Below are 1,294 nucleotides of genomic sequence, written 5' to 3' on the forward strand. Positions count from 1 at the left end.
GCTCCGAACCTTGAGAGGTTGGAGCCATGACGAAGAAGACGTCGAACCGATTTTCGCCTGAGGTGAGGCAGCGGGCGGTCCGGATGGTGCTGGATCACGGAGGCGACCACGCCTCGCAGTGGTCGGCCATCGGCTCGATCGCGGCGAAGATCGGCTGCACAGCCGAGACCTTGCGCAAGTGGGTGCGGCAAGCCGAGCGCGACCAGGGCCTGCGGGCCGGGCCGACGACGGCGGAGCAGGAGCGGATCAAGACGCTGGAGCGCGAGAACCGCGAGCTGCGGCAGGCCAATGAGATCCTGCGCAAGGCGTCGGCGTATTTCGCGGCGGCGGAGCTCGACCGCCGCTCGAAGCCATGATCGCCTTCATCGACGATCATCGTGAGGTCTATGGGGTCGAGCCGATCTGCAGGAATCTGCCGATCGCCCCGTCGACCTACCACGCCCGTGTCGCGCAACGTGCCGATCCAGCCAAGGCTTCGGCTCGGGTCCGGCAGGACCTGATGCTCATGGAGCGGATCCGGCGGGTGCACGACACCAACTTCGGGGTGTACGGCGCCCGCAAGGTATGGCGCCAGCTCGGCCGGGAGGGCATCGCGGTGGCCCGCTGCACGGTGGAGCGCCTGATGCGGCGGATGGGCCTGCGCGGCGCCGTTCGCGGCAAGGAGGCCAGGACCACCATTCCCGACAAGGCCATGACCTGGCCGGCGGACAAGGTGAACCGGCGCTTCCAGGCACCGCATCCGAACACCCTGTGGGTGTCGGACTTTACCTATGTCGCCACCTGGCAGGGCTTCGTGTACGTGGCCTTCATCATCGACGTCTTCGCCCGCCGCATCGTCGGCTGGCGGGTGTCGAGGACGGCGCATGCGGACTTCGTCCTCGATGCCCTGGAGCAGGCGCTGCATGACCGTCGTCCGGTGAAGGGCTGCCTGACCCATCACAGCGACAAGGGGTCGCAATACGTCAGCATTCGATACACGGAACGCCTTCTCGGGGCCGGTATCGAGCCCTCCGTCGGCAGCGTCGGCGACAGCTACGATAACGCGCTCGCCGAGACCATCAATGGGCTGTTCAAGACCGAGGTGATCCGCCGCAGCGGCCCCTGGCGCTCCCTGGAGGCCGTCGAGTTCGCCACCCTCGAGTGGGTGGACTGGTACAACAACCGCCGCCTCCTCGAGCCGATCGGCAACATGCCACCCGCCGAGGCCGAGGCGCGCTATTATGCCCAGCTCGACCCACCCGCTATGGCGGCGTGACCCAAGCAAACTGGCCTCCGGTGATCCCGGGGCGGTTCA

General features: G+C 67.3%; 1 protein-coding gene and 1 other annotated feature. The gene reads left to right on the plus strand.

Features of this window, described 5'->3' with window-relative positions; translation table 11 throughout:
* Positions 1 to 26: 26 nt before the first annotated feature.
* Positions 27 to 1,255, plus strand: a protein-coding gene (locus NJ376_RS28455) for an IS3 family transposase (protein WP_252956715.1) whose coding sequence is annotated in 2 segments (ribosomal slippage) — positions 27 to 324 and positions 324 to 1,255 — 1,230 coding nt in all. Because the reading frame shifts where the segments join, the coding sequence is not laid out codon by codon here.
* Positions 311 to 427 (plus strand) — a sequence feature (AL1L pseudoknot). It overlaps the preceding gene by 117 nt.
* Positions 1,256 to 1,294: the final 39 nt, after the last annotated feature.

This window comes from Siccirubricoccus soli (genome assembly GCF_024178315.1).
GTDB lineage: Bacteria > Pseudomonadota > Alphaproteobacteria > Acetobacterales > Acetobacteraceae > Siccirubricoccus > Siccirubricoccus soli.